At 34.4% G+C, this 9,997-nt stretch carries 10 protein-coding genes and 1 pseudogene; 2 read left to right on the top strand and 9 right to left on the bottom strand.

What is annotated here, in order from left to right; translation table 11 throughout:
• Window positions 1-495 precede the first annotated feature (495 nt).
• The 4 genes from AMS59_RS01905 to AMS59_RS01920 all read right to left on the bottom strand — a co-directional run bounded on the left by AMS59_RS01905 (window position 496) and on the right by AMS59_RS01920 (window position 3,321).
• Window positions 496-876 carry a hypothetical protein gene (locus AMS59_RS01905; protein WP_053482077.1) on the bottom strand — a complete coding sequence of 127 codons (381 nt, stop codon included), beginning with the start codon at window positions 874-876 and terminating at the stop codon, window positions 496-498.
• A 294-nt stretch (window positions 877-1,170) separates the two neighbouring features.
• The gene (locus AMS59_RS01910; protein WP_053482078.1) at window positions 1,171-1,476 is read right to left on the bottom strand and encodes a hypothetical protein; all 306 of its coding nucleotides are present in this window, start codon (window positions 1,474-1,476) and stop codon (window positions 1,171-1,173) included.
• A gap of 67 nt (window positions 1,477-1,543) precedes the next feature.
• Window positions 1,544-2,197: a hypothetical protein gene (locus AMS59_RS01915; RefSeq protein WP_053482079.1), complete on the bottom strand. Its 654-nt coding sequence runs from the start codon at window positions 2,195-2,197 to the stop codon at window positions 1,544-1,546.
• Window positions 2,198-2,568: 371 nt separating this feature from the next.
• On the bottom strand, window positions 2,569-3,321 hold the full coding sequence (locus AMS59_RS01920) for a glucose 1-dehydrogenase (protein WP_053482080.1): 753 nt from the start codon (window positions 3,319-3,321) through the stop codon (window positions 2,569-2,571).
• Between the two features lie 225 nt (window positions 3,322-3,546).
• Here AMS59_RS01920 and AMS59_RS01925 point away from each other — a divergent pair, with 225 nt between their 5' ends.
• Window positions 3,547-4,167, top strand: coding sequence for a TetR/AcrR family transcriptional regulator (locus tag AMS59_RS01925; protein ID WP_053482081.1), 621 nt, complete (start codon window positions 3,547-3,549; stop codon window positions 4,165-4,167).
• A gap of 67 nt (window positions 4,168-4,234) precedes the next feature.
• Here the strand turns inward: AMS59_RS01925 and AMS59_RS01930 are convergent, their stop codons facing one another.
• Window positions 4,235-5,059: a DNA alkylation repair protein gene (locus AMS59_RS01930; protein ID WP_053482082.1), complete on the bottom strand. Its 825-nt coding sequence runs from the start codon at window positions 5,057-5,059 to the stop codon at window positions 4,235-4,237.
• Window positions 5,060-5,318: 259 nt separating this feature from the next.
• Between AMS59_RS01930 and AMS59_RS01935 the strand changes: the two genes are divergently transcribed.
• Entirely contained in the window at window positions 5,319-6,272 is a 954-nt protein-coding gene (locus tag AMS59_RS01935) for a TRM11 family methyltransferase (RefSeq protein WP_053482083.1), read from the top strand.
• A 123-nt stretch (window positions 6,273-6,395) separates the two neighbouring features.
• Here the strand turns inward: AMS59_RS01935 and AMS59_RS01940 are convergent, their stop codons facing one another.
• The 4 genes and pseudogenes from AMS59_RS01940 to AMS59_RS01955 all read right to left on the bottom strand — a co-directional run.
• Window positions 6,396-7,022 carry a hypothetical protein gene (locus AMS59_RS01940; RefSeq protein WP_053482084.1) on the bottom strand — a complete coding sequence of 209 codons (627 nt, stop codon included), beginning with the start codon at window positions 7,020-7,022 and terminating at the stop codon, window positions 6,396-6,398.
• 499 nt (window positions 7,023-7,521) lie between these two features.
• Window positions 7,522-8,043 carry a GNAT family N-acetyltransferase gene (locus tag AMS59_RS01945; RefSeq protein ID WP_053482085.1) on the bottom strand — a complete coding sequence of 174 codons (522 nt, stop codon included), beginning with the start codon at window positions 8,041-8,043 and terminating at the stop codon, window positions 7,522-7,524.
• A 107-nt stretch (window positions 8,044-8,150) separates the two neighbouring features.
• The gene (locus AMS59_RS01950; protein WP_053482086.1) at window positions 8,151-8,816 is read right to left on the bottom strand and encodes a hypothetical protein; all 666 of its coding nucleotides are present in this window, start codon (window positions 8,814-8,816) and stop codon (window positions 8,151-8,153) included.
• Window positions 8,817-9,172: 356 nt separating this feature from the next.
• Window positions 9,173-9,922 (bottom strand): annotated as a pseudogene (locus tag AMS59_RS01955) (ATP-binding protein); the annotation flags it as partial.
• Window positions 9,923-9,997: the final 75 nt, after the last annotated feature.

A 9,997-nucleotide genomic window follows, 5' to 3' on the forward strand; every position in this document is an offset into this window, starting at 1 on the left:
TATTGGCAAAGTGGTAACAAAAAAATCCTTTTATCGCTCAATAATAAACTTATTTTTTCCTAATCAACACGCCTGATTTTATAACTTTGTTTGTTTAATCCCTTCCCAAATCGTAACTCCATCAGTATTGAGCTATCTCCAATGGTAAGATCATAAACAACATTATGTGCCTTATCCATATTCATCGAATTTCTCCTCCACTTTTGACATTTTGTAATTGCTAAAGTAGATACCTCATCTTGAACTAATATTTTTTTGATTTTATAGCGAAGTTTACAACTAGGACGTAAAGGATCGTTAAATACTCATATGACTTAGATTGGCTGGTATTTCAGATTTATTTCGTGAAGAATACTTAACTATTTTTTAATTCACCTGAATATTCAAACAAAACTTTCATGAGCGATTGCACCCAACCCATGCATGAAAAAGTTTTTTTCACAGAAAAAATACAGAATAACATGATCATTTCGTTCCTTACATATATTTTTGAGGCTACTTTTTCAATGTAACCAATAAGGTACAATATTCTTTTCTTTTTGGATTACTTTCATCATTACAAAGGCGTTCTAATAAGTATATGGTATATTCTTTCGGGTTACGTTGTAATGATTTTACTAATATGTCTTCATAACCATGCCGATAAAACCTTTCTAAAAAACTACCAAATGGTCCTGGACCGCCAAAATCGATATCCGGACTTCTTTCAACTAATAGAAATATAGGCTCTACAAAATCAAATGCATTCTCTAACTCTTCAATCTCATCCATTATTTCATACGCTTGGTCTTGGAATAAATATTTATCTTTTTCCTGATCGGCTAGTTTGATTAATTGTTCTAATTCATAAATATAGTCTTCTACTCTCTTTTCCATTAGACATCTCCTTTGTTATTGATCTGCTTGCGCATTTGTTACCTTCTCAATTAAATGCTATTAATTATAGAAGAAAGATTCTTATCTCTTTCACACCGATTACACTGACTCACTCCTAAGCGTTGAGGACCATTCTTTTCTCTAAACATTATATTTCTGAATACGGCCCAAAGCTCCATCGTAATAATTTTCCTGAGAAATAAATATCTGACTGTCGGAAATCAAAAACTGAATCACTTTCATCTGAAAAAGGAGCAAAATCAATATAATATAAACTAAAAATCTTATTTAAATCTATGCAAATAATTTTTCTGCTAAATATGATATTTCGTGAACTGCATCTTCTAATTCTTTTTCTTCTTCTTCGGTGTACTTGCCCTTGTTAAAATAAAAATAATTATTTATATCGACAAAACATAAGGCGAGTTTCTTAGGCACTTCAGATTTATCTTTATATTCTTCTATTAACTTTTTCATTGCTTCAATTAAGAGTTTATAACTTTGTTGATTTAATCCCTTCCCACCCCGTAACTCCCTCAGTATTGAGTTATCACCAATAGTATTTTCATAAACTATTTTTAATGCCTCTTCTACTTTCATAAACCTCTCTCCAATCTTGTACATTTTTCATTACCGACGCAGGCTCATCGTAATGAAAAATTGAAAATCAAATTTTTTTCAATTGCATATACTGCACATTTTTAATTTTCTCATAATCTATTCGCCCTACTCCGCCTCTCATCCCTATAATAAAATCCCCTTTATAGACAACAAGTGAGTTCGGTACAAATGCACTGAACGGGAAATTATTGAATATCATAATCTTTTTAAATAATCCACTTTCGATAGATAAACTAAATAAATTTTCGCTAGATATTACATACAAGTGGCTATTGAATATATAAAAAGCAATTGGACACTCCTTTAAATCAAGACACTCTCTAATAGAAAAGTGAGTACCATCGTAAATCAGCTGATATAAATAGCCTGTATTCAGATACAAATGTTCTAACCCTTCTAGAAAATATAGATCCCCCTCATATTCAAAGATTGATTTTACATTACATTTTTTTAATACTATTTCTGTCGAGTCTGGATAAACAACTTTTAACTCGCCTCCCCATTCTCCATAATCTGTGCCGACTATTTTTAAATCTAAATAGTCATATTGTAAACAGTGTTTTTCACGATACTTAGAAATCACGAGTTCTTCGTTTTTTATTGCAACACCATACTGCTTTGAATTATTTATGATTTGAAACCATTTACCGCTTCCTGCATTGGGAATTTCGGCATTTATAAAATCATTCCATACTGGCATAATATTTTAATACCTCCAATGATGCACAGGCGCTGTGAGTTTGATTATCCATAATGTTAACAAACATATCTATATAACTTAGGATATCCGTCAGCAGGATCAAACAGCGTGTCCATTCCCGCATTTAAAACGATTTTAATTTAATCCAGGCATCGTTTTCTGCGCTTGTAAATAACGTGGGATAAAACCCCTTTTTATCTTTATCCTACCATAAATATCAAGTTCCGCTACCCTACTATTTCTCTATCTAATCATTTCTTTAGCTTACTTATTTTTTTGTTTCATACCAGAATCTACTTCCGTATACAATACAAAAAAACTAGGCTCACATTCTATGTGAAACCTAGTTTTTTATCTCAAGTTTAATGGTTCTAAATAGCTGTCCAACCGCCATCAATAACTAATTCTGCACCTGTCATAAAGCGTGATTCGTCAGATGCTAAAAATACAACGCCATAGGCTACATCTTCTGGTTCACCAAAGTATGGCAGCTGCGTATATGTTTTATAGAAAGGAAGAGCGCCTCCTTCTTCCATCGTTGGTGCTGTCATTGGTGTTACGATGATACCTGGATGTACGGAATTTACACGAATTTTATCTTTTCCGTATTCAACTGCAGCTGATTTTGATAGTACGCGAAGTGCCCCTTTAGCCGCTGTGTATGGACTTGTGCCTGCCATACCAACAATACCGCCAATGGAAGAAATATTGATAATAGAGCCGCCACCTGCTTTTTGCATTTCAGGAATTACATATTTCATACCAATAATGCAGCCATTTAAGTTAATGTCCATTATTTTATTCCATTCTTCCATTTCCATGTTGGCAATCGTTTTTGGTGAAGAAACACCAGCATTGTTCACGAGTACATCGACTTTACCATATGTTTTCACCGCTTCGGCAATGACGGACTTCCAAGCATCTTCAGATGTCACATCATGCTGGATCCCTATAGCATCCCCGCCACTTTCTTTAATTTCCTTTACTAATTGATTCAATGGCTCGATTTGAACATCTGTAGCGATAATTTTCGCTCCTTCTTGAGCAAATAATTTTGCTTCAGAAGCTCCCATCCCCATTGCTGCTCCTGTAATAATGGCTACTTTTCCATTTAAACGACCCATTTTAAAACTTCCTCTCTATATTTGTTAGATATCTATTCCAATTAATAAAATGCCTAAATCACGAACATATTAACAACTAGTTGTATTATCGACACTGTGTCGTTAATATGAGTATAGCAATACTCTTAAATAGAGCAAACAACACATTTCATAGATTCGACGCTTTATCAACGAACTTATAGCCAGTGTTGTAAAAATAGAAAAAATAAGACAAGGAGCTTAAAAATGTCGAATAAGAAACAGAAAATGGATCCTCGGGTTATGAGGACGCGCCAACTACTAAGAGACGCACTTGTGGAATTAATTGAGGAAAGAGGCTATGACAAGATTACGGTACAAGATATTACAGAGCGAGCGACCTTAAATCGTGCTACCTTTTATCTACACTATAGCGATAAGCTCGATCTTCTCTATCAAAGCACAAAGGAAATATTAAATGATTTAGTGAGCAGCCTTAACATTACTTTCGAGGACAAGGTGGAATTTGATTTTTCAAAAGAAGCAGATGAGCCACACGATACATTTATGCATTTATTCGAGCAAATTTCTTTAAATAGCAAATTATATAAAGTGTTTTTAACTGAAAAAGACATTCCTTATTTCTCCTCAGGCTTGAAGGAAATCATCATCGATTTTATCTCAAATGGCATAAACTCTATGCAGCCCGATGACAAAAAACTTACAGTCCCACGTGAAATTGCTGTCAGATATTTTGCTGCTGCCTTTCTGGAGGTAATTGTTTGGTGGTTAGAAAACGATATGCCTTATTCACCAAAATTTATGGCTACTCAGCTCATGAGAATTACCATGAAGGGTCCTTATATTGACCATCCTTTTGGAAAATAAAATAATGATTAAAGTTAAATGAACCATCCTTTTTTTAGAATTAAAAGGATGGTTCATTTATAGCCTATTAACCTTTTACAATTGTTCTTTGAGCCTTTTTAATAATTCTCTCAGTTGCCTTAGTTGGAGATTCTTTTTGCCATTCCTCACATAAGTTTATTACCCACTCTGGTTGAGTTTTGCTAGCATCATTTAACCAGTTGCCGACAGAATCTTGAACATACTTTGACGGATCTGACTTTAGTAAATTTAAAATAGGAAGTGCAATTTGCGGTTCTTCCTTTAAAACTTCAATATGCTTTGTCCATACTCCGCGAGGACGGATTGATTCTAAACTAAATCTACGAATGTTTTCATCTCCACTTTTCGCCCACTCCGTTAACAAATCTACACTGATTTCAATATTCGCCGCGAGATCCTCTCTTATTGACATCCAAGCAATTTCCCGAACACCAAAATTGTGATCTGCTGCGAAGGGTTGGATATACAACAGCTTCTCCTCTAATGAATAATCGTTGTTTTTATTCATAAATGCCGCCCAACACCGGACACTATCAGATACATGATGAGCGCATATTGTGATTAGCTCCTCTTTTTTTGTTGCACTCTCTTCCATTAAGACGGTATCTAATAAACTTCCAATTAAACGTATGGCCTTCATTCCCGTTTCAACTTTTTGCTTCTCTACCTCAGTTAGTATAAATTCTAACTTATCTTCTAGCCTAATTGATGGTAGAACTTTTTTTAATAAAGTAATATGATGAACAGCTTGCCACTCTGTTAAGTTAACACTCTCTATTTTCCCTTGATTCAACAATGTTAAAACTTCAATAGGGATTTCGCTAGCTTTTCTAGCACCCTTTCTATGTAAAATACCTTCTTTTACAACCATTTAACACCCTCCTTTTATTGTGGGACATAAAATCCGACATGTTGAAATGAATAGATGTCTATTTTTATATTATTTCTTCTCACAGATTATTTCCACTATTCCCTCTACTCAATCAAAAATCGGCAATTGTGAATCAATATTGATATCGAGTGGCTTGATAGAGTCACCTATGATACGATTACCAAATAAACAACTTCATTTGTTTTTTAGGAGCGTTAGTGAAATCAAGTGAACAACAACTTAAAAGGATGATAATCAATTGAGTAACGAACAAAATAACAGTAAATTTATATACACATATGTACATCATGTTGATGAATACGATTTGTGCAGAATGGAGATGCGTTCATTTTTTAATCATGATTCCCAAGCAAACTATATAATAAGCCCTATTAAAATTGATCCAAGCCGTAGCCCTTTTATACAAGACAGAGTTGAAGTACTATATGAAGAAAACAGCATAGAGAACATCAAGACATTGGTGAAGGATTTAACCATAAAGGAAGCAACTTATAAAGTAGTTTGTTTAAATAATATGGATATAGGTGAAGAGAAGAAAATTCATCTACCAGAGCGTCGATCGATAGAACGTGAGATAGGACTTTGCATGGATGGCGAACCAGACCTAAATGAGCCTGAAATTGTATTTGGTGTTATTTTAATAGATGGAATATGGTATTTTGGAAAGCATATGAAGAGTGAATCCATTTGGCATAATCATTTACACAAGCCACATAGTTATTCAACGGCACTTAGTACTAGAGTAGCTCGTACTGTTGCGAATATCGCCGTTCCCCAGCCTCAAAATATTCGTGCAATCGACCCTTGTTGTGGTATAGGGACAGTAGTCATTGAAGCTCTTTCAATGGGGATTAATATTGAAGGGCGAGATATAAATTACAATGTTTGTCAGGGTTCCAGAAAAAACATCACTTACTTTGGGTTAACAGGCAACATTACATTAGGTCCAATCTCCGAAGTTATGGAACATTATGATGTCGCTATTATTGATTTACCCTATAACTTATTTACGCATACTTCAGCCGAAGATCAATTTAATATTTTAAAACATGCTCGTCGGATTGCCGATAAGGTAGTTGTCGTTACGATTGAAACAATTGATGACATGATAGAAGATGCAGGTTTTGTTATAAAAGATCGATGCGTTGCTAAAAAGCAATCGTTTTTACGTCAAATTCTATTATGTGAATAACTTAGTTTTTGGGGTACGACATAAGTGGCAATTTGCTGAATATCATTTCTAAAAAATCTGCTACATAAAACAGAGACCTGGACAACTATCTAGGTCTCTGTTTGTTAGTTTTATTAAAAATGCCTAAGCTTCTTCGGATCCATTCTTAGCCTTGTTTAACAGTCTATGGCCTGTAATCCAAACTGCCACCCCAGTCCCCCACAATATCAGAGCTGAGCCAAAACCAACAGATGTCCACCATACCATAATTCGATAATTACCCCAGGTAACTTTTATAGGGAAAGTAAACAGCGCGATTACCGAAAGCAGACAAAGAAGTGAACCCGTAATATAATAGATCTTCACCTGGAAAAGGTGCGCTAGGGGAAAGAAATGAGCACCGACAATAAGAGCCATAACAGGGACAAACAAATCCAAATGATTGGTAGATCCACAAATTCCGGCAGCGATGGCTATCAACACGCCTTCTAAACCGAAAATAATACCGAACCACATATTCTTCCGTTTCCAACGCTGGGAATCCCCTTCCGCCATCTCGTTTGATAACCTTTTTGAATTCATTATCAATACGATTCCTCCAATAAGCAATATGACACCAATCAATAGGGATAAGATCAACAGCCAGAGAAATCCCCAACCCTGCAATCCTCTAATTCCAATCCCCGCCCACAGAGTACCGAAAAATGCCATAAAAATAATTCCAAAAGCTGTCCCGCGCACAGCGGCTCTAGGAATAATGTTTCGCGACATATCATGAACCCTCCTCTTTCAATCTCATTCTAAAAGGCTAGATACTGTCTCACCATTACGGAAAATTTCGCCGAAGTAAAGATAATAATAATATTCATTAGTTCTGTAGTTCATACATTGTACATTCAATACAGTTGTAGTTTATATGAGATACCTTTATCAGAAGAAATCAAAAACCGTCTGTCAGGATGATCTTACAGTTAACATATCGCGAAATTTCTCATCAGAAAACCCCTTGGTGTTGTTTTGAAATAAAGTTTGATCAAAACACCCTCGCAAGCCAGCATTTTTCAATAAAATAAAAAGAATCCACTTTGAAAAAAGATTAATCAAAATGGATGCTTCCTTAGCAGATTTAAGTTTGATTTTTATAAAAAATGAATCGCTCAATAGTTCAGGAACAATCGCGCCCGATTGCGGTATAAATAATATATTTTTGCTAAAACTGCGTTAATAAAATTAAATCGGTTTTTTCTTCGACATTTCTTTCCGAGAGATCCTATTCTACTAAGGATTCTGTTATTTTCCCATCTAGATTTTTAATCGCCAACATCGAATTATCCTGAATGATGCCTGTATCTACGAAACCAAATAAAGCGTATATTGTTTTAGCTATGACATTACTTGTTCGATAAAAGAGGGCTACATATTCTGCTTCCCCATATGGCATAGTTTCAATATCCATCAACATTTTTTCAAAGGCAAGTTTACCATATCCTTTCCCCTGATAACTCTTTTCAATCATAATATGCCAAATAAAATAGCACTTCTTCCCGTAAAAAACTTCATTTTCAAATGATTCGTGATCCAACGTATCATAAATATACATCAAAAATCCAACCGCAACTTCATCGGCATAAATGGCAAAGGGAGCCGCTGGTATCCCATCTGCGTTCAACACATGAGCGTCTGCAAAGCTTCTGAGGTTAGTAGTTTCTATAAAGTCTTTCTGGTTTTCACCAACTTCAAGTGCTATTACTTCTTCTATGTTATCCCTGGTTATTTTTCGTAATTCAATCATTTTTTTATCTCCCCTCCTAAGACAAGCCATTAAATGAGCCTTTTTCAACTAAAACATCTGTTAGTTCAATAAACCTTTTTTATTTTCAACATCGAATTAGCATTTTCTTAAAATTCATATGGAACTTTTACTTCTTCAACTGTACAGTTATTGTCAGCAAGATAACTTATTATTTTGTCTAAATGCTTATATCTTTTTCCCTCTAAATCAACTAAAGGAAAAATACGAACTTCCTCTTTTGTAACCCTCAACAGCTCGTTTAGCGTTTCTAAGTGAAATTGATAATCTAACCTATCTGCATACATAAATAAAAAATGTGCTGAGAGAAGAATCTCAAATTCATCATTCTTAAATGGCAAAGTAGGCAATGTAACGGGTATATATCTTTCACTCGATTTTTTCATATCATTATCAAAATCTTGTAAAGCCGTTAAACGAAATTTTCTAAGACCTTCTATATCCTTAAAATAGTCCCATTTATAGTTGTTTTTAGCTTCTTCCATATGCTTCATTGCGTGTTCAATATCTTGAAGACCTTTATTTTTTAGGTCTTCACTAAAATGATAATAGGCAATGTCACAAGCGGTTACATCGAAACCTGATTTGTTGCCAATGGCTGTAAATGAACAAGCTCCTGCTGGACAATCAAGTATTTTCTTTCCTCGTAGTTCTTCTTCTGAAAGTAAGAACATATCCAAATACTCTTCAAAAGTTCTCCCAATGAAAACTATTCTCTCTAAATCTAACTTTGTACTCTGCTTCATTTTACTCAACTGAACTCGCCCCACCCTTCTAAAAGCACATTCATAATACCACAAAAATGGTAATATGAACCTTTTTTATTGAGATAGCTTGCTCCGTTAGTTAAGTAGAAAAAGGCTCTACTCCTTATTGAAGGAAAGCCCCGTTAGTTTAAGTATAATACTTCACAATCTTATTCAATTAAGGTTGTTTTAATCATTTAAATCATATAAATAAATTGGGTTTATACACTCCAAAATGGATGCTATTGCGTTATTGTATCCGGATATTTTCTCAATTTCTTTTTCGTCTTTAAATTCCTCGTTTTCGAACTGTACTTTAACAGCAAGCTCTAAATCGTCGAAATTTTTTTGCCCTACGATTTCTATTAGGAAGAAGGAATAATAATAGAAAACCGTGTTCCCTTTCCCTTTTCACTTTTTATTTCTATATCTCCGTTTAATCCTTTTACAATACTGTATGCAATCATCGTACCTAGCCCGGTTCCCTTCTCTTTTATAGAATAAAACGGCATAGCGATTCGATTTATCTCCTCAGAAGACATTCCAATTCCTGTGTCAATAATATCAATCACAATACGATTCTTTACCTTTTTCACATTAATTCGGAGCATCCCTCCATTAGTCATGGCTTCAATCCCGTTCGTTGCAATGTTAATTAAACACATTTTTAGATTATCGGTGTTGGCATATATATAATAGGAACATTCATTATCGCTTTCAACTTTAACATTACATTGGATGGCGATCGGTAAAATAACCTCTATTACTTGCTCAACAATTGGTCTAATATCTAATAATTCTCTTGCAACATTTTGTGGTTTTATAAGGGACAAATAATCGTTAATAACGAGTTGCGCTTTTTCTAACTCCATTAGCATAACTTGCAAATAGTCATCCTTTTGTGTTTCAGAGATTTCTTTTTTACTAAACATCTGCATAAATCCATATACCGTAGTCAACGGGTTTCTTATTTCATGGGCTATAGACGCTGCTAATTCACAAGTCACCATAAATTTTTCTGCACGGTGAATTTTTTCTTTCATTTTAAACCTTTCTATCATTCCTTCAATTAAATAAAGAGACAATAAAACAGTCAGAATATTGATCACTATATAAGGCTCTTCACCAAAACATGTGCTTGACTAAGAGCCATACTGAATCCATTCAGCATTGCACTCTAGTAAAATTGT

Origin of the sequence: Lysinibacillus sp. FJAT-14745 (assembly GCF_001275675.1) — a bacterium.
Lineage (GTDB): Bacteria > Bacillota > Bacilli > Bacillales_A > Planococcaceae > Lysinibacillus.

Excerpts from the sequence above, each read along its gene's own strand:
- AMS59_RS01905 (WP_053482077.1), bottom strand. The coding sequence starts at position 876 with ATGGAAAAGAGAGTAGAAGACTATATTTATGAATTAGAACAATTAATC.
- AMS59_RS01910 (WP_053482078.1), bottom strand. The coding sequence starts at position 1,476 with ATGAAAGTAGAAGAGGCATTAAAAATAGTTTATGAAAATACTATTGGT.
- AMS59_RS01915 (WP_053482079.1), bottom strand. The coding sequence starts at position 2,197 with ATGCCAGTATGGAATGATTTTATAAATGCCGAAATTCCCAATGCAGGA.
- AMS59_RS01920 (WP_053482080.1), bottom strand. The coding sequence starts at position 3,321 with ATGGGTCGTTTAAATGGAAAAGTAGCCATTATTACAGGAGCAGCAATG.
- AMS59_RS01925 (WP_053482081.1), top strand. The coding sequence starts at position 3,547 with ATGTCGAATAAGAAACAGAAAATGGATCCTCGGGTTATGAGGACGCGC.
- AMS59_RS01930 (WP_053482082.1), bottom strand. The coding sequence starts at position 5,059 with ATGGTTGTAAAAGAAGGTATTTTACATAGAAAGGGTGCTAGAAAAGCT.
- AMS59_RS01940 (WP_053482084.1), bottom strand. The coding sequence starts at position 7,022 with ATGTCGCGAAACATTATTCCTAGAGCCGCTGTGCGCGGGACAGCTTTT.
- AMS59_RS01945 (WP_053482085.1), bottom strand. The coding sequence starts at position 8,043 with ATGATTGAATTACGAAAAATAACCAGGGATAACATAGAAGAAGTAATA.